Genomic DNA, 22,481 nt, shown 5'->3' with positions numbered 1-22,481 from the left:
AAAGCCAGGACGATCATGAATACGCAACCTCCACGAGTCGTGGAAGCAGCAGGTGGCATCCCCTATCGATGGAACGCCAAGGCAGAACCAGATGAGCACAATCGTTACAAGGGCTTGGAAGTGTGCTTGGTGCACCGCCCAAAGTACGACGACTGGAGCTGGCCCAAAGGCAAACTGGAAGAGGGAGAGTCAAAAATACACGCTGCGGTACGCGAGATTGAGGAGGAAAGCGGCACCGCGGTGATGCTCGGCCCGACATTGGGACAGGTGGAATACGCGCTGGGAGCTGAGGGGCAGAACAGCAAGCACACCAAGGCCAAAAGCAAGTCCGCGGTCACTATTAAACGCGTGACCTACTGGATGGCGCAACCTATCAGCAGCGAGGAAGCCGAGCGCCGAAGGCCAGTGCTGGGGCCGATTCGCCGTGCCAAACAGTCTGAAGTAGATGATGTGATATGGCTTTCTGTACCCAAAGCGCGCAAAAAACTTTCGCACTCCATCGACCGTGACGTACTTGACCAGTTTGTGGCTCGGGTCGAAGACGGGGCGTTGAACGCTCACCCGCTCATCATCGTGCGCCACGGCAAGGCAGAACCTCGCAAACGTTGGAACGGCACTGATGCCGATCGCCCCATCACCCCGCGAGGGGCGGCGGCCAGTTATGCGCTGGGACGCGAACTCGCCTGCTTCAACCCTTCCAACTTGGTTTCCTCGCCTTGGCTGCGGTGCATGGAGACCATCGAATCCTACGCATGGCACACCGGTTTAAGCATCACCACCGCGCCAGAACTTACCGAAGACGCTTTCGCCGACTCCCCTCAGGCCGCTTGGCAGCGCATCGAGCAGGAAATCGAAACCACCCTAGGCACCGAATGCGGCGAAGACGGCATGTTTGAAACCGGTGCCGCGTATCGCAGCGGATCCACACTCATCTGCTTGCATCGTCCGGTCATCGGCGGCATTTTCGAACATCTACGAACCTTATGCCGTTCAAAGATGAACGCAAAGCAGCTCGTTGCGAAATCCCCGTACATGGCCACCGGCAATGCCGTAGCCTTGTTCCTGGTTCGAACCCCGGACGGACCGCGCATTATCGATATTCAAAGAATGGCCCCACTTGTCTATTAATTCGTTCGCTTTCCCCGCAGTGTTCAATGGTTTCGGCAGCCTCGGCATCGTTGGCGGTTCCAGCTTCCACGTGCGCACCGTTTCCTCCACGCACTACAGTTCCGGCTCGGTCAATTCTGCACGCCCCGGCTTTGCTCCTGCCCGCACCGGCTCATCCAGACCGTCCCGTCCCACTCAGCTGGATCCGGCGCTCACCGAGCACATGGCCGGCGGGCTCGATCCCGAGGAGATCAGCGAGATGAGCCATGCGTCGGCCGCGGCGCTGCTCGACCGAGTACATCACACGCAGGATCCGCACATCGTGGAACGCGTGGTCACGCTGGTCGATACCGAAGGCGTGGACATCATCGCCGAATTGTGGAGCCATTCCGAACCGGAATCGCTGCCCGGCATCCTCTGGCGCCTTTACTTGCTACGCACTTGGATGCGCCGGCACAGCGACCTCATCGCTCGTTTATGGCGTGCGGGAGAACCTTCCTTGAGTGCAGCCTCAGCCATTGCCGGGGTCGACCAGGCACCCGACGAGGCGGACATCGCCCGTACTGCCGATTCGATTCTCTCCGGAGCGTTCACCGGTGATTTCGCCGTGGCACTCGAACGCGCGTCCGCGTTCACGGAGGTCATCGTGCGCGGTTTGAGTCTGCGGGCAAAAGCCTTGGAACGCCGAGGCAAAAGCAGTGACGCCGTTGACGCCTCACGTTTACTCGCCACCGCATCCAACCTCAACACCACCGCCCGGGACTTTCATCACGGCGCCAACCTGTGGCGGCGTGGACGGCTGGAGTGATGGACGGCCGCTGTCTCACGGACTGCGCATAGTCACAGGTCGAGCTTCGCGTAGGCCTCTGGAGCGAAACCCGCATCACGATGGGCGATCAGCAGCTTGCGCGCAAACTCTGTATCACCACCGAGCAGCTTGCCGATAAGGCGCAACGCCTCATCAGTAGTAATCGGCTCCTTCTTGTATGCCTCGCGATAAATCTCAACCTTCGACGCATGCGGTCCTAAAGGAATGAGCGGGTCACCCTCAGCCGCGCGGTTCAAGATGATCAGCATCAAAACGCCCAGCGTGCCCCTTTGATCGTCCTCAATCATATGTTCAGCCATAAAAGCCTCATACGGTTGATCAGGGCGAAACTTGACAGAGACCGCAAACGAGCGTATGAGACCACGCAAACTGGCAACCTCCTCACGAAGGCCTTCGATTTCGTGACGCAAATACGCAACCTCCGCCTGCGTAACCTGAGAATTGGGATTCATATCAATATCCTTTACAGCAAAATCGCCATAACCACTATGAACGACGCATCATATGCATGTCAAGAGCAATCACGATAACCGTTATCCATTATCCTGATGACGCGCTGCACATCTGCTCCACGCTTAGCATCCGAGACTCCAGCACCATGCTGTGCAGTGCATCATTTACGCTAGGCATATGGGAAAACACGCCGCAGTGAGCAAACGTTCGCTCAACCATCGAGCGGCATCAGGCCCGCCACCGTGGGCGGCTTCCGCCCGGGCGCGCTCCACGCAGTTTCGGTACCAACACCGCAGTATTAAGCAGCTGCTCAGCGAAACCGTTATCCCTGGCATCGTCATCGAAGGAACCGCAATTTTGGCCGCGTGGGGCTTAAGCATCGGAGCCAACAGTGCCGGCAGCGGCATCAACCTCACCATGGTACAAGCCATACTGAGTCTGCTCTCGGCGATGACCGTTCTGTTCTATGTCATGTACACCGACGACCCTGAGCAAGACCGCTTCTTTGCCAACACTGTCGCCGGTTTTCGCGTTGGCGCGCATCGATGGCTTCGTTTCGTTGTCACCACTCTTTCCGGCATGCTGCTTCTGGCACCGCTGGCATTGATATTCCGCTCAGCATCCACGCTCTACTGGTTCCTCACCGCGTCAGCACTGCTCTTGCCGATATATCTTGTTGCCGTCAAAGCGTTGCCGGTTGTAGAACTCACCCTACCCGTGGCAGCGTGCGCCATTATGCTCGTCAATCGCACTCTGCCAGCAGTACTCATCACCGTCATCGCGCTGACAGCGGTCACCGGCGCACAGACGCTGCATGCCCGCGACCGCGCACGCTACCACTTGCGCACCACCCGCCGCATCACCTCACACTCCTCGTCAGGCTGGCGCCTCAACGCCCGCCTCGCACTGGCGATAATGGTGTGGCTCGAACCTCATATCCCTGGCTTGTGGTTCGTATGCGGGCTGCTCGTCTCGCTTGCAGCGCTTGACCAGTTCGCGCTAAACGCGATTGCAGGGCAGCATGCCGAGCTAGCCACGCTGCGGCGCGAAGGCATGAACATTGCCATATTGTTGCGCAAGCAACTAATGCCAATCGCTGCCGTATGCGTTGGTCTTCCAAGCCTCTTCGCAGCAGCGGCGAGCGCCCTCAGGCCGTCTGTCTCCGTCATGGAAGCACTGGCAGGTGCGGTCGGTGCCTGCTTCATGTATCTCATCGGTTTTGCTCTCGCCGTCCGGCTGTCGGTTCGCTACCGCGGTAGGCCTTCGGGTATGTATGCCATACCGCAACATGTTGCACTTATTTTTGCGGGAACCTACCTCGTCATTGTCATCGCCGCAGTGCTGGCGCTCCCCTCCGTGGTGGCGCTCGTACTCGTACTGCCGGCAGCGACGGTCAGCAGCTACCGCGCACGTGCAGCAGTGCGAGCATATTGTGCAGTCAAGGAGATTCGATAAATGCCATGGACCATCTCATTGCAGGATCTGACGTTCTCCTACCCCAGTTCGCAGGTGATCATCGACCATGCTTCCACCAATTTTCACAGCGGCGACGTCACTACCCTGCTGGGCAAGAACGGCGCAGGCAAGACCACGCTGCTTGACCTCATCACCAACAATCTGGAACCGCAGGGAGGCTCAGTCGGGTATGGTGTCGATGGCCTTGCGGTACAGTACCCGACCGATCGCATCGGCTATATGAGCAGCTCGTTCTTTACGTACGACCGCTTGACCGTCTCGGAGATGACCGGCATGGTGGCATCGTTGAGAGGTCTCACTCGCCGCGCGATGCAGGCCGCACTGCGCAGGTACGAGTCCTTGCTGGGCTTGGAACAGTATCGCGACAGTCCCGTCGGCACGCTGTCCACCGGCAGCAAGGCGAGGTTCCACTTGTTGGTCACACTGCTGCATGAGCCGGAAATCATCATTCTCGACGAGCCCACTAATGGTCTTGATCCTTCGCAATTCGCCGTGTTTCAGCACTTGCTTGCCACACTGCGCGAGGAGGGGAGGCTGATTATCGTCTCCACGCATTCCATCCGTTTGGCCGCGCAGACTTCCACCCGCGTGCTCATGCTGAGATCAGGACGGCTGGAGCAGATCGCGCACAGCGACCTGCATTCCCTAGAGCGCGAATTCGAATGACCGGTATATTGAGTGACCCATATCACCATATAGTGCACATATGTTCCTGCCTTTTGCTGGGCGTGTAACGCACCGTTGCCGCTATACTGGGAGAAAGCACTGGACCGTGCTTAAGCCCCGGGCTTCATTTTTTGCCGCTGCGAGCGGCGTCCGCGCCGACAGGCGCTTTCGCGGTTCGGTGCTTTTTCTTTTAGGTCTAGTATCAGGCCATGCAGCAAAATGGACTTTATGTGCTGCAGGTTCAGAGATTACCGGGCCGAGTGAATTACCGGCGGTACACAGCACACAGCCATGGCTCATAACTCGCTCTCGGTACCCTCAACGTCCAACAGCCAATCCAGCACGTTGAGGTGCGCAACACCCTCATAGTTACCAGTACCGATACGGTCAAGGGTGAGCAATGTTTTAGGATGATGATCGTCGATGTTGTTAAACGGTGCCAGTTCACGAGCTCGCGTGCGCTCGTCCAATACCGTCTGCGACACTTGAAAATAATGCTTCTCACCGTTGCGCTGCGCAACAAAGTCAACTTCTGCACTGCCCACTTTGCCGATATTCACGGTGCGGTACCGTCGCTTGAGCTCGAGGTACACCACGTTCTCGATGCGATGTCCCACGTCATCGCCATCCTTCCCCAACATCCAAAAGCGGAAACCGAGGTCACCAAGATAATACTTCTCGAGTGTACGAAGATATTCCTTGCCTTTGATGTCGTACCGATCGGCTCTCCACAGCAAGAAATTGCGCTGCAATTCAGCAATATATTCACGCACGGTGTTCTGCGAAATACGATGACTCTGACTCATGGCCTTGGCAATTCCGTTTGCGGACGTGATATTGCCGATATTGTCCGCCAGGAACGAGGTAACTTCCATGAATGCGGCAACATTCATTGTCGGCGTTCGCACGGCGATATCACGTACCAAAATGGTATTGAACACGCCGCTGAGATAGTCGGCAATACTTTGGTCATCGTCAAGAAAAACAGTATATGGCAGCCCGCCATAGGTTAGGTACCGGTTAAATGACTGGTCAACAGGCTCTTCTGCAGAACGTGTAGACCGGTATTCTGCGAATGAGAGCGGATGCATGGTCAGCTCCACGTATCTTCCAGTAAGCAGCGTGGACAGTTCGCTCGACAGCAGGTATGCGTTGGAACCAGTGATATACAGGTCAATATCCGGACGAACATAGAGTGCATCCACCGCCTTCTCGAAATGATCCACATGCTGAACCTCGTCCAAGAACACATAGTTGCGTCCCGGCTGCAGCTGACGCTCAACATATGAGTACAGCCCTTTGGCATCAGTCGGATAGTCCGCATCCATGCTTTCGAAGTTAATGGTGATGATGGTGGCGGACGGCTGTGATACTGCGATGCTTTCGCGGAACATCTGCAATATGGTGGATTTGCCGCTACGCCGCATGCCGGTAACCACCTTGATGACCTTTTTGTCTTGCCAACGGTTGAGCCAGTTGCTGTAATACGGGCGCTTGATATTGGTTTCAGGTGATGCCATGGGATATACGCCTCGCTTCCTCAGAAAGTTTCATCAGTCTACTGAAAAGTTTAGGCTATTTTACAAAGTTTTGTCAATCTACTGAAACAACTTTGCCAAAATATAAAGTTTCATCAATAGACTGACGAAACTTTTGTGATATTGCTGCAAAGATAGACGTTTCACCAACAAGGTGTCGATCGCACCAAACAACTGCTCTACATGACTTGAGGCAATATATTGTGCATCCCATAACCTTCTGTTACGCTCGTCAATAGGTGACATGCATCACGCATTGGGGCATGAAACCCAACAAACCAAACCTTCTCAGGGAGTAGTGCTTGAGATTCCAACCATAGTCAGGAATTCCCATGAACAAGAAATTATCAATCGCGGCAGGAGCGCTCATTGCGCTCGTACTTGCCATCACCCCATTAACCGCTTCTGCTGCTCAAACCGATACCATCATCATCGACGGCACTGAAGTTTCACGAGATCTTAACGTTCACAACTCGAAAGAACTTCAAGATCTACTCACGCACGGCCTCGGAGACGAAGAGATGCACATCGTTCTTTCCGTAGAAACAGGCAAAGTTCTCTCTGTTTCAAAAATGGACGAATCAGTTTCACCTCGAACAGTATACAGAAGTCCATGCACACAAGGCGACGTTTGCTTTATAGCCCATCGCCATGCTGATATCACGGATTCCATAAAGGAGGCGTAAGAAGAGGTGTTGGCATCCTGTTATTCAGTACCGAACCGGAGATTGAATCGCACAAATGACGCGGATGTCGGCAAGCGGGGAGCAAACGACTGGGCCGGTGACAGGAAGGCACGCTCTTGCCGGCCTTAACGGTAAACCAAAGGTGACAACAGTTCGTCTCTAGTAGCGAGGTCATCCAACAAAAGGCACAGCTGGTACTAGAGTTGAAACCATGCAACTTCATGTTTTAGAACACCCGCTGGTGGAGCATAAGCTCACCGTACTGCGCGACAAGAACACCCCGTCCAATATTTTCCGCGAGCTGGTCTCCGAGCTGGTCACGCTCGAAGCCTACGAAGCCACACGCAACCTCGACGTCGAGGATCGCGAAATCGAAACCCCCATTTGCACCATGACCGGCAAGCACCTGGCCAAGCCGCGCCCCATGGTGGTTCCGGTGCTGCGCGCAGGCTTGGGCATGCTCGACGGCATGACCAAGCTGCTGCCCACCGCCGAGGTCGGCTTCCTAGGCATGAAGCGTGACGAAGACACGCTGGACATCATCACCTATGCGAACCGCCTGCCCGAAGACCTGACCGGCCGTCAGTGCTTCCTGCTCGACCCGATGCTCGCCACTGGCGGCACTCTCGTGGCAGCCACCCACTATTTGGCGGAGCGTGGCGCAAAGGACATCACCGCCATCAACATCATCGCCGCTCCTGAAGGCCTGAAAAAGGTTGAAGAGACCATCGACCCGAGCATCGACTTCAAGGTCGTGGTGTGCGGTGTGGACGAGAGCCTCAACAAGCAGGGTTACATCGTGCCGGGCCTGGGCGATGCCGGCGACCGTCTCTACGGTCTCATCGACTAATATTTTGGCATGACACTCTAGAAGTCTCGCTGAAATTCGGTTAGAATTCAGCACCATGACACAGTCGACACCATCACAGCAAGCCCCGAGCGGAACCGGAAAACACGTCAAACGTTGGATACCGGATCAGCCCGGGGCTTGGTTTATGGCGCTGGCGCCTGCTCTGGCCGGCGTGTTCATCGGCGGACCGAGTTGGCGCAACCTGTGGCTTCTGGCCGTGTGGACGCTGTGCTACTGCTTCCAATTCAGTACCGCGCGTTTTCTCGCAGTGCTGTCCCACTTGCTGCGCAAACGAACCAAAACCACGAAGCCCATCAAGGCAAGCACGCTCAGCGAAGCTTCGCGCACACGACTGCACCTCTACCTGGTTCCTGCAGCAACCTATGCTCTCGGTGTTGCCATCACGGGTATCCCTCTACTGGCCACTATCCCATCGCTATTAGTGTGGCTGCCGATATTGATGCTTTTGGCGGTGCTCTCCTTCGTTACCGCTTACACGCGTACTGAACGCACACTGCTCGGCAATGCGGTATCAGTCCTATGCGCAGGACTGTTGGGCGGCATCTCGGTGACACTTGGCGCGCATTACTTCTCAAGCATTCCCGCACAGGCACAATCCATACCGCAAACTGCCGTGGTGACGGCCTTGCTGTTTATTACCACCGAATACGCTTCGGTGCTATTCGTGAAAACCATGATTCGCGAGCGCGGGCACGCTAAATATTACGCGCTTTCAGTGGTGTATCACATTGCATTGGTGCCTCTTGCATTCGCTGGGCATACGGCCTGGGGAATCGCGGCTCTGGTTCTGCTTGCCAGAGCCGCGGTGTTACCGAAAATAGGCGCACGGTTAAAGCCTGTTCATGTAGGTCTGGTGGAGATTGCCACCAGCCTGATGAACTTTCTGGTAGCCGTGCTGACCTTGTAGCTGCTGCGGTCAGCAGGCCGAACGACGTGCGTAAGCGCGCAGATCAATGCCGAGCAGCTCTGCCTCTTGTGCGCTGGTACCAGTGATAAGCAAGTCCGTGTGGCGCAAATCGGCTACGGTGGGCGCCCCCAGTAAGGCCATCAGCGATTGAATCTCTTCTTTCCAACGCTCTACTTCTTCAGTCAGGGCTCGTTCACCTTGTACTTTCAACACATGTAGAAAATGACCTGAAACCCCGACAGCATCAGCCCCCAATGCCAAGGCTTTTACCACGTCGAGCGGATTGCGTACACCACCGGAGGCTAGAATCGACATCTGCCGGCTACGCCCTTCCCCAGCGCAACCTGACATATCTCGCGCATTGCCTTCCGCCTGTTCACGAGTCACGTCAAGCAGACTCAGCAGCGTAGACTGCCCCCAGCCTGCCATAAAACCATATTCGTGCTGACGACGCCGACCGTTTTCAATCCGCGCGAAGTCAGTGCCTCCCCTGCCACTGACATCCACAGTATGCACTCCCAACTGAGCAAGTCGGTTTACAGTACGAGAACTCATACCAAACCCAACTTCCTTCACGACCACCGGCACAGACACGGCGTTCACAATGGCTTGGATACGTTCCAGCCAGTCACTAAAATCACGAGCACCTTCAGGCATGACGGTCTCTTGCACGGCGTTGATGTGCACTTGCAATGCGTCGGCATGAATCATCTCCACCGCAGCCTGAGCCTCTTGAGGCGAAACGGTGGGACCGATGTTGGCGAATACAAAGCCGTCGGTATGGTCACGAATGGTCGAAAACGTCGGAACCAAATCAGGGTGCCGCAATGCGGCATGTTGAGAGCCTGAAGCTATCGCCACTCCGGTGGCACCGGCCACACGGGCCAATACTTCGTTGATGTTGCCGGTGCTCGCCGACCCACCAGTCATGGCATTGATATAAAAAGGCTGATCCCAAGAGGCCGTGCACACGCAGGTCTGTGCGCTCACCGCACTCGCAGAGATACTGCCCAAACTGTGGTGCACAAAGCGCATGTCGTCAAACGCATTGTTCCCCTCGTGCTCGTGCTGTTCCAAAGCCAAGCGCACATGGTCATCCTTGCGATTTGCGCCCGAGCCGGTGGCATACGGCCCCTCTCCCCAAGCCGACAACGGCATAAGCGGTTCAGTCACGTGCACTTCGAGCGGTACGATGCCGGCCTGTTGCCATTGCCGAGCTATTGTCTCGCGCTGGGAGCCTTGCGACACAATGGCGATACCGCAATCACCACCACCCGCTCCGGAGCTTTTCGCCGCGGCACCATGCTCGAGCGCAATTGCAATCAATTTGGTCAGCTGAGGTGTCTCGATGAGTGTCCCCGAAAACTCTGACAAGTCGCCCAGCAGAGCTCGGGCGCGTGCGATCAAATGGCCTACGGCTTGCACATCGTCCGCCGACAATGCTTGCACCAAAGCGTCAACAACCTCATCACTGCTGTTTAAGAACGCGTTATAACGTTGCTCATGGTCAGCGACACTATGGCCTTGCACTCGAGAAACCAATGCCGACGTGGAAGCCGGGCTACCGGTCCAACCGGCCATAAAACTTAAGGTATGCGCCCCACTGAGTGCATCCACTCTGTCCACGCTCAAACCCGGCCACGGCATGTCAATCACATCTGCGAGTGGAGTATCCTGCAGTCTGGCTGTAATCCACTGTCTCTCCACTGCAGTGAACCTGATGCAGCCCCCGAACAGGCTGGCTGCCAAGTCTCCGCCAGAACCAACCTTCTGCGCTCTGCTTGATGCCGCAAACACTAATTTGTATTGCTGCATAGGGGTGAGCGACAAGCCGTAGAACTGAAGCAGAGCCCGCGTGACCGCGACGGTGACGGCAGCTGAAGAACCCAGGCCATACTTGCGCCCCGAGATATCATCCAACTCGCTTTCGATGGAAATATCGTACATGCGCATTGGGCGCCCTTGGGCTACAGCCAGCTCTTCAACTGCATGAATCGACCCTAGAACGAACGCTGCGCCCGGTTGTTCCAAGTCGGGAACAGCCTTGCCTCCACGCCTTCGCCATGTTACGGAAGCTTCGGGATGACCCTCAGAATGGATGCGGCCGACGGCCTCACCATTACCAAAACGCTGCCCGTCACGAACTAACGAAACTTGAACGGTAAGCATCTTGCTGACGGCGACCAACAGCGCCGGATGCCCAGACTCCACCACTGCATACTCGCCCGCAAGATACAGTTTGCCAGGAGCGGAAGCCAGAGTCTCAGCAGGCAGCCCCTGTGCCGCGCCAACGCGAGACACAAGCGTTTCCAACCCCTGCCCTACCCCATTCATAATCACTCCCATTCCCGTATACGTACCAAAAATGCATAGCTACGCTAATTATTCAGCACAGCCTTCTTTATAAGTTCATTATACCATTAAAATGCATAACATGCAAATTAACTATTCAAACTGCACTCCACCACCGGCATGATGCACACTCACGGCGCACTCCGGCAAGCATTCGCGCAATGCCCGCGCAACCGCTTGCGCATCACGCCCCTCCGTCAGCACCTTGACATTGGGACCGGCATCCATCGTGGCCCATGCACCAAGACCGGACTCGCGGACCTCGGCCACAGCTCGCAATGCCGCCACACTGGCAGGCAGCCAATACAATACCGCAGGGCGCGAAGTCATCATGGTAGCGTGCATTCCCATCGAATTCGCTTCCGCGAGCTCCCCAAGCCTTGCCACATCACCAGCACGCACCGCATCCAAGGCATCATGCAAATCGTCAGCACATTCCTCGATCCATGCCATATACAGCGGAGACGTGGCCACCGTACGCCGCATGGCCTCGCGACTGGAAATCGGCTTTTGCTTCCCCGAGATCTCAACCACAACGATAGCCAAATCCATATCGGAATCGATAGGTTCCGCATACGACGTCTCATCGTCCGTGCCAGCATGCCACTGCACCAGACCGCCATAAATCGATCGGCACGCAGACCCAGAACCACGCCGTGCAAGCCGAGACAGTTCACGTTTGTCCAGATTCAGACCCGCCGCTTTGCTCGCCGCCGCAGCTAAAGCCGCAAAAGCTGACGCCGAACTGGCAAGACCGGCACCATAAGGCACCGTATTGGTTGACACCACTCGAGCAGGAGCATCAATGCCGGCCATATTGCGCACAATATCGAGAAAGTCACTGACTCGCCGCAACGAAGTCCCGGTTTGCACTTTGCTGTCAATGCTCAACTCGTCCGCAATCGCGCCAGAGCGAACCGTGCCAGCGCTTTCATCAAACTCAACACTGGTACGAGTCTCCAAGCCCTCAAGCGTCAACGACAGACTTGAAGCCATCGGAATCATCAGCCGTTCATCAGCCTTGCCCCAATATTTGATAAGCGCGATATTCGCATTGGCACGCGCTGTAGATAAGCCGTCAGTCATATGTTTGAGCCTATCATCAGCATTAACGCACCGGAACAGCTACCAGCGAGTCAGTGGTTCCCGCACCAACAAGACCTGACTTCCCGAGTTTACGAGCACCCGTTACACGAGCCTCATGCGTATGCTGCATCTCACCGATGGCATGCCCCGTTCCCGCAAATTCACTGGGTTCCTGCCCATCAGGCAGCGCCGCATCACGCAACCTATGCACCCACACATCGACCGCGCCAGCACAGAGCAGCGCTTCACGCACATCACTCGCCTCACGGCGCGTCGCACACAATGCCACCATGCAACCGCCCAAGCCGCCACCGGTCAACTTAGACCCCAACGCACCAGCACCTTGAGCGGCCGCGACCAAAACATCAAGCACCGGGTGACTGACCCCCAAACGAGACAGCAGGCCATGCGCCGCAGTCATACGCTCACCCAGCCCAGGCATATCCCCGCATTCCAAGTCCCCCTGCGCACCTTTCGCCAACCAGCCCAGACGGTTCATGATGGACACCACGCGAGACTCATCATGTTCGCGCTGTTTCCTTACTAGATTCACAGCCTCACGGGTACTGCCAACAACACCGGAATCAGCAATGACCAAGTGTGCATCAGCCTTGAGGTTCAGCGGCCGAGCCTTGCCCATCGTAAACGACACCGGCACCGGCGAGCACGTGGTAACGGTGTCCAAACCCGACGGATTGCCATGCGTCACGACTTCCGCCTGTTGCGTCAGTTCCATGAGCTGCCTGCGCCCAGCATGCACCCCACACGAATCAAGCACGGCACGAATTACCGCACCAGCCGAAGCCGCCGAGGACCCCATGCCTCGCCCTGCCGGAAAACTGCATTCGGTCATAATGTCAAACTCAGCATCCGGCTTACCCGCAAATCGGCGAGCCACATCCACCGCTCTCACCACACCACCGAAACGATCACCTGCTTGACGCAGCGGCCCGGAATAGTCAAGCGCCCGCAGCACTCCTCCTTCACCACAATGCTCTCCGGCCACCGGCTTGGCCCAGGCACGCATGGTGAGCTGACGAATAGGCACCGCTACAGCCGGATAACCGTACACTACAGAATGCTCACCCATAAGGATGGCTTTGGCCCACGTCTCACCATATCCAACCGATGCCATAGGGCCCCTCTCATCCTGTGCACCGCAATCAGCACACGCTTCTTTTCCGTCCATAAGTCTATGCGACCAGTTGTGAACTTGGTGTGGACTCACGCGGAAAGCTGTGAAGATTATGGAAAGATTGTGGAGAATTTGTGAACTCAGTGACTTGCAACACATCTGTCACCATACAAAAGTCCCGCACCAACCATGACAGGTCAGCGCGGGACTCATACCAATTCAGCGCACAGCAACACGTTGCAGCACACTACGCCAGCAACGGCGCAATCTGCTTCTCATAGGCCACCAACGCGGAATTGATGACCTGATGCATGTCATAGTAGGCATACGTGCCCAAACGTCCGCCAAATACCACCTTCGGCTCGCTTGCCGCCTTGTCTTTGTAGGACTGATAGAGGCTACGATCCTCGTCCGTGTTCACCGGGTAGTACGGCTCATCGCCACGCTCGGCAGAACGGCTGTACTCCTCCCACACAACGGTCTTGTTAGGGTTCTGAGCATCCTTGCGTTCAGGGTTGAAATTCTTGAACTCGATGGCACGGGTATAAGGAACATCGGAATCTGCGTAATTCATCACCGCTGTGCCGAAGTGATCCTCTTCGTCATAGCGCTGCTCTTTGAAGTCCACGGTACGCCACTTCAAATCGCCCAGCTCATAGTCAAAGTAACGGTCAACCGGCCCGGTGTACACCACCGGCACACGCCCCACCAAAGCCTTCTTGTTCCACGGCTGGCTCTCATCGAAGAAGTCAACGCCCAACTTGACCGAAATCTTCGGATCGTCGATCATACGTTCCATCCACTTGGTGTAGCCGTCCTTCGGCAACCCCTCCCAAGTGTCCTTGAAATAATGGTTATCGTAGTTGAAACGCACCGGCAAACGCTTGATGATGTCCGCAGGCAGATCCTCAGGAGCCGTCTGCCACTGCTTAGCGGTGTAATTCTTGATAAACGCCTCATAGAGCGGCCTGCCGATGAGCTGCACACCCTTGTCATTGAGATTCTGCGGATCGGTGCCCGCCAGCTCACCCGCCTGCTCCTCGACAAGACGCTTGGCTTCGGCAGGAGTGTAGTGTGCATGGAAGAACTGGTTAATGGTGCCCAGGTTGATGGGCAGCGGGTAAACCTCACCGTCATGCGTGGTATAGACACGGTGCTGATAGTCGGTGAACTCAGTGAAACGGTTAACGTAATCCCACACCCGCTGATTGGAAGTGTGGAACAGATGCGCACCATACTGGTGAATTTCTGCGCCGGTCTCTTCGTCCATGTAGGAGTATGCATTGCCGCCGATATGGTCACGCACATCGATAATCTGTACGCGCGCACCGGCAAGTTCCGCAGCTTGCTGCGCCACCGTCAGACCAAACAGGCCTGCGCCTACAATCACCAAATCAGGCAGCTCAGCATCGCTCAACGCCGCCTTGGTTCCCTCGTTCGTCTCAGCCATATTGCCTCCACTTATCAGCAAATCTTCCTCAATGATGCCTCAGCTTAACTGCCAGAGTCGCCGCGTCATGCACCATATACGTCCACTCTCATTATCCACATCAAACCGACGAACGCACATTTCATCTGTTCCTTTGCCTACCGCGACATCGCTTTATCAGACTCCTTCATCACCCACACCATGCCCGAGCACACCACACCTGCGCCACACCGCAGCAACGAAGTCCGGGGGCACGTGGTACAGTACTCAAGCTGATTGGGCAGGTGTTCTTGGCAACACAGACCAGTCTGTGGAGGATTCGCCTAGTGGTCTATGGCGCACGCTTGGAAAGCGTGTTGGTGTTACAGCCTCACGAGTTCGAATCTCGTATCCTCCGCTCAATAGCCCAGAACGCTGAACGCTAGCATTCTGGGTTCGCCATCTTGGGTTTTCATATTTGACACCGTCGACTGCACCAAGTTCACATAGGCAGCAATATTTCAATAACATATGTAGCTGCTGCAACGATATACTCTACGTAAATGCATCTCTGTGTGATTTACGTCACTAAACCAAGTCGTTAACTAAACAATTCCCTTATATTTGCCGATTATCATTCTTCACGTTTACGCGCGCTACTCCAACCTCACTGGAATGCCGGTCAGTTCATTGCATCAAGCCCAATTTAGACTCCCCGCATGTGTCCTAAATCACTATAATAATAATGAATACAGATTGTTTGTCTCTGCGACCAAGCCGAGGCCACACAGACAGAAGGGGACGTGCCGATGACTTCACCAATACGACACGCTGCAACGGCAGATAAGCGGGGCACCAACCGTCTCCTGCTCGCAGCAGTGGCCATCGCAGCTTTCTCCATGGCTTTGGTGACACACCCTGCGGTAGCAGAGTTCACCACACCCGAAGATCCACAGGGGTTCATCACCTCCACACGCACCGGCTCAAGTTCCGGCGGCGACACCGTCCGCATCACTCCCCCAAGCAGCACTGAATCACAGCCCGGCAGCAACGGACAGACCAAAAACGACGATTCAACTCAGAAACCAGCGGACGCTTCCGCCCCAACTTCAGCAGACACGAGCACCGCCAACCCCACCAAGACCTCTCAAAGCGACATCCGCCTCATCTCCGTCACCTTCGACGGCACTCCAGGCACCACTCCCGCTTACGACGACACCACCGGTACGTGGACCACTGTCACTCCTGCCCATGCCTCCGGTCCGGTGACCATGATCATCGACTGGACCCAAGGCGGCACCGGAAAGCCACAAGCCAAGCTCATCTACAACTATCTGGACGTACCCGCCTACGAAGTCACCTTCGACCCCGCCGGAGGCAAGCTACCGGAAGGCTCCGCTCCATGCTCTGGCGTTGCCCCGGGAAAAACATGCCAGACCATCGCTCAGGGCGACACGGTATCCATGCCTGTTAGCTCTCCAACTCGCAAGGATTGGGTATTCGACGGCTGGTTCATCAACAGCACACCCTACGATTTCACACAAAACGTAACCCGCGCTCTCAAACTCACCGCACACTGGAGCAAGTTCTCCGTCACACCAGACAAGGGATCAAGCCAAGGCGGTACACCAGTAGGCGTCACGCCCTCATCCCCAGTCAGGTTCTTCCACGTGAGCAACGGCGCCGACCACTCACTCGCGCTCGGCACAGACGGTTCGACTTGGGCGTGGGGCAACAATGAATCCGGGCAACTCGGCAACGGCGTAGATAGCAGCACCATGGATGGCGGCACCGCAGATTCAGGAACCACCATCACAGATTCGGGCATGAACAAACCAGTGAAAGTACGTGTCCCAGCAGGGGTGCGGTTCACTCAGGTGAGCGCAGGTCCCTCCTACTCTCTGGCGCTCGGCGACGACGGCAACATCTACGCTTGGGGCAGCAACCAAAGCGGGCAGCTCGGCATCGTACCAGACACCGATGCGCAACCCAACAGCGCAAATACGCCTACCAATCGCAACACCCCAGTCAAAGTGACGCTTCCTTCCGACATTAAAGCAAAGAACATCAGCGCAGGCTCCTCCCACGCGTTGGCACTCGGCGTGGACGGTAACATCTACGCTTGGGGCACCAACGATTCCGGTCAACTCGGTGACGGCAGCAACACATCCCAACCGGTGGCCGTGAAAACAGCAGCTCCTGATGGTACACAATTTGTCAGCATAAGTGCAGGCAATGGTTTCTCTCTGGCAATCAGCAACACTGGAACGACCTACGCTTGGGGCACCAATGCGTACGGACAACTCGGAGACGACACCACCGTAAACCGCAACATACCCGCATCAGTCTCCATGCCGACCGGCATTTTCCTCACGCAAGTAAGCGCAGGAAATGACTTCAGCACAGCCATCGGCAACGACGGCAATATCTGGGCATGGGGCAAGAATCAATTCGGCCAACTTGGCGACGGAACCACTGCAAGCCGCATGATTCCAGGCAAAGTCGAGCTTCCCAGCAGCGACAAGCCCACACAGGTCAGCGCAGGTGCAAGCCACGTCGTAACAGTCACGTCTGACGGTACCGCTTGGTCTTGGGGCTTGGGCGGATACAACCAGCTCGGTAACGACAGCACCGCCAACCACGGCAAGCCTGTCAAAGTAAGCGCGCCAGAAGGCGTGGCATTCGAGCAAGTCAGTGCCAGCGGCAACTGCAATACAGCAGTAGGCAAGAACGGCAATACCTATTCATGGGGTACCGTGCTGTCACACAACACCACACAATCCCAACCCACGCAGCTATCCCTGCCTGCCCCGCAAGTCACACGTGTCACCTTCGGCACACTGCCCGGCGCTGAGCCAGCGTTCGAACAGCCCATCAACCAGTGGATGACCAAGACTCCGGCTCACAAGCTCGGCAAAGTCAACGTCTCGGTGACATGGAATCTTGGTGGCGGTGAATCACAGACTGCCAGCGGGTTTACATACACGTATGTCAAAACAGCAAGCAGCCTGCCGTTGACCGGAAGCAGCGCTACTTGGACATACCTCATTCCTATGCTGCTTGCAGCAGCACTCATAACACTGGCAGCAGTACTGTCAAAATACTGGCTGCGCACTCAGTAGTGTTGTTGCACAATGCTGAACATCATGCTCGGCATTCCCGTATCATCAACCTTATGCAATAAATATGCGATAGTTGTCGATATTTATATGTAATATATTTTACAGTTCGGAACCTGTCGCATGTTGTTTGATACAGGAACCCGCAAGACGCATAAATGAAGATATTGCCACACGGCTCCACGAGTGCACGTTATTCAGCGCTAAGCCCGGCAATCAATGTAGAACACAGTAAAGGATGCATCATGAGTATGCCTCACACCAGCGCAACACGTGCCAACAGCGCCACAAAATCCACTCGCACGCGCCTGGTCGCCGGCATCGCTGCCGCAGCCACACTGCTCACCGCTTTCGCCGCTGGCTCCTCCACCTATGCAGACGGCGCTGCCAGCGAAGCTCAAGTAGCAGCCGGGTCGGCTCAAAATAGCAACGGCATTACCCCCCCCCCCAGCAAACTTGGCACATTAGGAACTGAACCAGCCTCACCCATCTCTGCACGCGGCGCTAGCATCAACGCCACCACATCAGACATCATCTTGCTCAAAGGCGAAACAACCACAGCCCAGCCAGCTGAACAAACAGTGCTCGCACAACAATTCCAACGCCTTGGCGCTACCGGCTCGTTCAGCGTCAACGCCAGTTCTTTAGTAGCCGGCAATTCAATCACCCTTGCCACTGTCTCGCACACCACTACAGCCCCATCGGGCGCGAAAGCAAAATTCGTCAGCGGCGGCACCCCTGCAGTGCTGAAAACCAGCAGCGGCGATGAAGTCGGTACAGTCCAATACGACGAATCACTGCAAGCACTCGTCTTAAACGTCACCCAAACCAGCCACGACGTCGGTACTGAAACCTTCTCGTTTAGCGCCCAAGTGCTCATGGTGTTCAACTGGCCCACCGACCCGACAGCAATGCGCGCACTGCCCTACGACAACACCATATCCGTCCGCAGCTGCACCAACAGTACATTGACAGGCACGGTTCGCTCCTACACGTTCCACATCAACGCACTCAGCAACCTCATAGATGCTATACATCTGCGCGTCGATCAGCTCAACTACAACATCTCCTCACAAACATTCAACGTGTACAACGTTAAATACCACGAACACATCCGCTCTGACAGCGACCTGACGTACATGAACAGCAACGGCGGCCAAGTCGGCGCCCTGCCAGAAAACGACGTTAAACAGAACTTCCAAATCAACGCCAACAACCAGAGCATCACACCGGCCTACTTCAAATATGAGCTCGGCGTCTACTACGTGTCCGCACGCAACAACAAAATCCAGGGCGACCCTGGATACAACACTCCCATCGTCGACGAGCCTTCCACACAGGTGAGAAGCATAGACTGGACGAACGCGGGCGATAACATCAGCCAGGTGGCGTTGCGAACACAAGCCGATGCCACAGGCAAGACGGTGGCCATGTATTCCCGTCAATCCGACGGCAGTTACCGGTGCGCCACCACCGTCAAATTCGCCGACACCGTGCTCACCAATGCCGAAATCGAAGACAGCATCCGCAAAAGCATCGCTTCAGCAGCACCCAATGCGAACGTCGATGCCGACGTGCAGGCCACCATCACGTATTTCAACGGCATCCTGCACCGCGGTGCTACTTACGTGGGCATGATTCCCCAGTTCAACCTCTCTGACCAGTACACACTCTCTTCGCTGACATTCAAATCCTTCGACGACGCTGGTACCCCTATCAACACGCCAAGTGGCACCACCGCCCTGACTGGCAACACCCAGCCTGTAAACATTGCGGCATCTGGTCAGACGATGGTGAAATCCCACTATGTCGAGCTCGACGGCACTGATATGAGTCCCGTTGCCGCCACCGCGGGTGACCCGACCGGCAAAGCGAACTCGATTACCGGCAGCAAAGGCACCACTTCCGCTACCACCACACCTGCGAATATAGCTGGCTATCGACCATTGACCGCTGCTGACCTCAGTTCACTGACCGCGGCACAACGAGCCACCATCGCCACCACCCTCGGGACTTCAGACAGCAGTGTCGCCGGTTTGACCGCTCTCGCCAACAAGAACAGCGGTAAAACCATATGGGCCACCAGCAACCTCTCCGTCCCCTACCCCGGTGAAAACGGCAAATCCTACAACAGTGCCGGCAACATCGTAGCCTCCGGCACCGCAGGCAGCAGCACAGGCTGGGGCACCACCGACGTCTACTACTTCTACACACTCGCCACCCAAACACTCAACGTACACGTAGTGCAAGTACCCTGCTACGTCAATTCTGCCGACGCCACCAGCGGCAAAGACTGTGACGCGCAACCCGCCAACGGGACCAGCTGGCAGCCAAGCGACGGCACCGAAGACACCAGCCGCAGCGAAACCTTCACCGGACTCTCCGGCACCACCGCCACCAACACGCTCACCAAATACAGCGTGCAACTCGGCGGCAAAGACCACCCGGTTAGCCTCAGCGCAGGCCTGCAGCAGCTTGCCCCCGGCACCGACAGCAAACGCACCATCAACTTCCAGTTGAACACCACGTTCGACATGGACAACAACCTTGACCAAGACGAATACGTATACATCCAAGCCAACCCCGAAAAAGACATTACTAAAACCACAACCAGAACCATCCACTACAAACTCAACCACAACACCGTAGACACCCCACCAGCCGACAACGTACAGACCATCACCTGGACGCAACACCAAATCCACAACGTCGCCTACGACCAGATCGACGGCTCACCCAACTGGGACAAAAACGCATGGCGCACCGCCGACACCGGTAAAGGCCTGGTCAACATGAGCGAGGTCAACAGCCCCACCATCCCCGGCTATATCGCCAAAACACCGGTCGTCAGCAAAATCGTCGGCCTCGACAATATGGGAAACGGCACCGGCTACGACGCATCAGGCCGCTACGAAGTCGTGTACTTCGACCCCACCGACCCAGCCAACCGGAACACCTCCGACCGCACCCTGACCGTGAACGTGGTCTACAACAAGACCGTCCAACGCATGCCCTTCACCGGAGGTTCCGGAATCCTACTCGGCACCCTCATCGCCCTAGGACTCCTCACTATGGCAGCCATACTCACCCACCTACGCAACAAACGAACCACCAAATAACCCTTGATTACATTGGTTATGCGGTGAACGAATAACAAGCAACCCAGCCGGCAACCATAATCAGAAGGCCCACACTATAACAGTGCGGGCCTTCCTCATAACTAGCACTGCTCCCTATCAATAAGAAAACCTGTATCTCTGCCCAACTAAAACATATCCACATTCTCAGCTTCATCAGCAACACGTAGAATCCCGACACAATACCGTCGATACATGTCCGAAAACATACCTATGGGTCCGCCATCCGTCAAAAGGAGAAACCGCACCTCTCTGTAATACACAAGAGACAGCTTGCGTGTCCGCCATCGCCCCACTCAGCACGCGGCATACCCTATAATGTTCGGAGGCTACTAGAAAGCGGATATTGAACGAATATCGATAGGAATATGGCATGAGCAGCATACCCGTATTAACCAGCGACGAGCAAATCTACGTCACGTATGCCATACAACTCGGTCTGCTGGTTATCATTGCCGCAGCAGTTATATGGTTATTCCTATTCGTCGTACAACTGATGCGTAAACATCATATTCGTAAGCAATACGGGGTCGCTGTATCAGGATCCATCAAAGTCAAGCATGCCAAGAATACCCATAGCATAGGCATATTCCAACTGCAATACCCCTACTGGCAATCAGCCAAACGCAACGGAACCCGCGACAGACGAACGAATGATATGACGGTGATTCAGCCCAAAAGCACACTGAAACTGGACACCTGGCAGTTAGAAAGCAAAAGCCCCTTCGAACTCTACGATTGCGTCAACGACTTCCGCGCTCATGGCGCGACCATCCCGTATAACTCGGCAGAGCAGAGCAAGCGGCAGTTCAGATCAAATCATATTCAATCACGACGCAACATTAATTCCATAGACAGTATCATTGCACAATTCCAAGAGCGGCCAACAGATTTCGAACAGTTCTGTGCCGACCTGTTCCGCAGTCTAGGGTATCAGAGTGCTCGAGTCACCTCTCCCGTGCGCGACGGAGGCTTCGATATCATGCTCACAGAAACCAATGGTCTCAAAACCATTGTGGAATGTAAATGCTACGCTCGTCGTCACCATATCGGCCGCCCCATCATACAAAAATTGCAGGGTGCCAATGCAGTTGTTCATGCTGAGAAAATGATGGTCGTCACCACGAGCTCGTTCACTGCCGATGCCATCGAGTTCGCCAGCCAAACGGGAGTGCAACTCATCGATGGCACAGAACTTGTCCGTTTATGCCACAAGGCCTGGGGTACATCCTTACCTGATTCCGTAATTCCTGCATCACACATCTACCTCACCCGTGGCGACATCATGCGCCATATACCAGCAGATATGCGTGACCGATACTGAACCCACACGCTCACGCGACCATCCGAACCTCACCACCCAGCAACAACCAACACCATAACGCACACAAAACAAGCACAACCCAGCCAAAACCATCCATTAACAAACGAAGCGTATCCGTCACTCGTTACGCAAACGGGTACATAACAGTCAAAAACACCCCGCAAAACGACCAAAACGTACCCATTTCTGGCTTCACCATCACCAATGCGTACATTTTCAAACACATTCACAAACCACATCACACACAATCGCACAATCGCACAATCGCACAATCGCACAATCGCACAATCGCACAATCGCACAATCGAAGTTACCGGCATGGCAAACACCACACACCAAACGCCATCTTCAAAAAGTGAGGCGAGTCACATTATACCACTGTCACGT

At 55.5% G+C, this 22,481-nt stretch carries 16 protein-coding genes and 1 tRNA gene; 11 read left to right on the top strand and 6 right to left on the bottom strand.

The window, feature by feature from the left end; genetic code table 11:
* Positions 1-15 precede the first annotated feature (15 nt).
* A complete protein-coding gene (locus AC3B5A_RS05365; protein WP_489760920.1) occupies positions 16-1,128 on the top strand; it encodes an NUDIX hydrolase in 1,113 nt (370 codons plus the stop codon).
* A 202-nt stretch (positions 1,129-1,330) separates the two neighbouring features.
* The gene (locus tag AC3B5A_RS05360; protein ID WP_489760948.1) at positions 1,331-1,915 is read left to right on the top strand and encodes a hypothetical protein; all 585 of its coding nucleotides are present in this window, start codon (positions 1,331-1,333) and stop codon (positions 1,913-1,915) included.
* 32 nt (positions 1,916-1,947) lie between these two features.
* Here AC3B5A_RS05360 and AC3B5A_RS05355 read toward each other — a convergent pair whose 3' ends face one another.
* Complete coding sequence (locus AC3B5A_RS05355; RefSeq protein WP_489760919.1) at positions 1,948-2,235, bottom strand: hypothetical protein; 288 nt, start codon at positions 2,233-2,235, stop codon at positions 1,948-1,950.
* A gap of 331 nt (positions 2,236-2,566) precedes the next feature.
* On the opposite strand from AC3B5A_RS05355, the gene AC3B5A_RS05350 reads away from it, so the two are divergent.
* Both AC3B5A_RS05350 and AC3B5A_RS05345 read left to right on the top strand, forming a co-directional pair.
* Positions 2,567-3,844: a hypothetical protein gene (locus AC3B5A_RS05350; protein ID WP_489799437.1), complete on the top strand. Its 1,278-nt coding sequence runs from the start codon at positions 2,567-2,569 to the stop codon at positions 3,842-3,844.
* The gene (locus AC3B5A_RS05345; RefSeq protein WP_489799435.1) at positions 3,845-4,531 is read left to right on the top strand and encodes an ABC transporter ATP-binding protein; all 687 of its coding nucleotides are present in this window, start codon (positions 3,845-3,847) and stop codon (positions 4,529-4,531) included. It abuts the gene before it with no gap.
* Between the two features lie 296 nt (positions 4,532-4,827).
* Here the strand turns inward: AC3B5A_RS05345 and AC3B5A_RS05340 are convergent, their stop codons facing one another.
* Positions 4,828-6,051, bottom strand: a complete 1,224-nt coding sequence (locus AC3B5A_RS05340; RefSeq protein ID WP_489799433.1) for an ATP-binding protein — start codon at positions 6,049-6,051, stop codon at positions 4,828-4,830.
* A gap of 350 nt (positions 6,052-6,401) precedes the next feature.
* Here AC3B5A_RS05340 and AC3B5A_RS05335 point away from each other — a divergent pair, with 350 nt between their 5' ends.
* The 3 genes from AC3B5A_RS05335 (at position 6,402) to AC3B5A_RS05325 (ending at position 8,533) form a co-directional block, all read left to right on the top strand.
* Entirely contained in the window at positions 6,402-6,755 is a 354-nt protein-coding gene (locus AC3B5A_RS05335; protein WP_489799431.1) for a hypothetical protein, read from the top strand.
* A 211-nt stretch (positions 6,756-6,966) separates the two neighbouring features.
* A complete protein-coding gene (upp, locus tag AC3B5A_RS05330; RefSeq protein WP_489799429.1) occupies positions 6,967-7,605 on the top strand; it encodes a uracil phosphoribosyltransferase in 639 nt (212 codons plus the stop codon).
* A 55-nt stretch (positions 7,606-7,660) separates the two neighbouring features.
* Complete coding sequence (locus tag AC3B5A_RS05325) at positions 7,661-8,533, top strand: YwiC-like family protein (protein ID WP_489799427.1); 873 nt, start codon at positions 7,661-7,663, stop codon at positions 8,531-8,533.
* A gap of 9 nt (positions 8,534-8,542) precedes the next feature.
* Here the strand turns inward: AC3B5A_RS05325 and fni are convergent, their stop codons facing one another.
* The 4 genes from fni to glf form a co-directional block, all read right to left on the bottom strand.
* Entirely contained in the window at positions 8,543-10,867 is a 2,325-nt protein-coding gene (fni, locus tag AC3B5A_RS05320; RefSeq protein ID WP_489799426.1) for a type 2 isopentenyl-diphosphate Delta-isomerase, read from the bottom strand.
* A gap of 111 nt (positions 10,868-10,978) precedes the next feature.
* Positions 10,979-11,971, bottom strand: a complete 993-nt coding sequence (gene mvaD / locus AC3B5A_RS05315) for a diphosphomevalonate decarboxylase (RefSeq protein ID WP_489799424.1) — start codon at positions 11,969-11,971, stop codon at positions 10,979-10,981.
* Positions 11,972-11,993: 22 nt separating this feature from the next.
* Entirely contained in the window at positions 11,994-13,106 is a 1,113-nt protein-coding gene (gene mvk / locus AC3B5A_RS05310; protein ID WP_489799422.1) for a mevalonate kinase, read from the bottom strand.
* Between the two features lie 247 nt (positions 13,107-13,353).
* A complete protein-coding gene (glf, locus tag AC3B5A_RS05305) occupies positions 13,354-14,556 on the bottom strand; it encodes a UDP-galactopyranose mutase (RefSeq protein WP_489799420.1) in 1,203 nt (400 codons plus the stop codon).
* Positions 14,557-14,847: 291 nt separating this feature from the next.
* On the opposite strand from glf, the gene AC3B5A_RS05300 reads away from it, so the two are divergent.
* The 4 genes from AC3B5A_RS05300 to AC3B5A_RS05285 all read left to right on the top strand — a co-directional run bounded on the left by AC3B5A_RS05300 (position 14,848) and on the right by AC3B5A_RS05285 (position 22,094).
* Positions 14,848-14,932: transfer RNA gene (locus AC3B5A_RS05300), tRNA-Ser, on the top strand.
* A gap of 391 nt (positions 14,933-15,323) precedes the next feature.
* A complete protein-coding gene (locus tag AC3B5A_RS05295) occupies positions 15,324-17,636 on the top strand; it encodes an RCC1 domain-containing protein (protein WP_489799418.1) in 2,313 nt (770 codons plus the stop codon).
* Positions 17,637-17,878: 242 nt separating this feature from the next.
* A complete protein-coding gene (locus tag AC3B5A_RS05290; protein WP_489799416.1) occupies positions 17,879-20,752 on the top strand; it encodes a mucin-binding protein in 2,874 nt (957 codons plus the stop codon).
* Positions 20,753-21,143: 391 nt separating this feature from the next.
* Positions 21,144-22,094: a restriction endonuclease gene (locus tag AC3B5A_RS05285; protein WP_489799415.1), complete on the top strand. Its 951-nt coding sequence runs from the start codon at positions 21,144-21,146 to the stop codon at positions 22,092-22,094.
* Positions 22,095-22,481 lie beyond the last annotated feature (387 nt).

It is taken from the genome of Bifidobacterium sp. ESL1133 (genome assembly GCF_058107325.1).
The sequence above is the reverse complement of the archived record's forward strand: the minus strand, read 5'-3'. Positions and strand labels throughout refer to the sequence as shown.